Here is a 216-nt window from a genome sequence, read left to right as displayed (position 1 = left end):
TTCTACGGGTACCCCAAGGTGCTTTGGCCGTACCTGCGGAGCACCAACCTGATGGAGCGGTTTATCCGGGAAGTGCGGCGGGGGACGAAGGTGCGGGACCACAAGTTTCCTAAGGAAGAGGCGGTGTACAAGCTTCTTTACCTGGAGTCGGAGAGGCAGGAAGGGAGGTGGGCAGAACGGAAACTAAAGGGGTTCTCGGAGGTGAAGGAGGTGCTG

The 216-nt window shown here is 58.8% G+C and carries 1 protein-coding gene; it reads left to right on the top strand.

Annotated elements, in window-relative coordinates; all coding sequences use genetic code 11:
• Positions 1 to 216: transposase (locus L0D17_RS13460; RefSeq protein ID WP_243095728.1), on the top strand; the 216-nt coding region annotated here is incomplete at both ends.

Origin of the sequence: Thermus thalpophilus, from assembly GCF_022760915.1 — a bacterium.
In the GTDB taxonomy this organism is placed as follows: domain Bacteria; phylum Deinococcota; class Deinococci; order Deinococcales; family Thermaceae; genus Thermus; species Thermus thalpophilus.
This window is presented reverse-complemented; position numbering and strand designations above follow the sequence as displayed.